Annotated in this window: 1 rRNA gene; it reads left to right on the top strand. The window is 49.8% G+C overall.

Going from position 1 to position 265, the window contains the following annotated elements:
* Positions 1–265 (top strand): 23S ribosomal RNA (locus NNO08_RS23040); the annotation flags it as partial.

Raw genomic sequence — 265 nt, 5'->3', positions numbered from 1 at the left:
ATCGTACCCCAAACCGACACAGGTGGTCAGGTAGAGAATACCAAGGCGCTTGAGAGAACTCGGGTGAAGGAACTAGGCAAAATGGTGCCGTAACTTCGGGAGAAGGCACGCTGATATGTAGGTGAAGTGATTTACTCATGGAGCTGAAATCAGTCGAAGATACCAGCTGGCTGCAACTGTTTATTAAAAACACAGCACTGTGCAAACACGAAAGTGGACGTATACGGTGTGACGCCTGCCCGGTGCCGGAAGGTTAATTGATGGG

The organism is Citrobacter sp. Igbk 17, from assembly GCF_028069775.1.
Classification (GTDB): domain Bacteria; phylum Pseudomonadota; class Gammaproteobacteria; order Enterobacterales; family Enterobacteriaceae; genus Citrobacter.
Note: the sequence above shows the minus strand (reverse complement) of the source record. Positions and strands in the feature narration are given on the sequence as shown.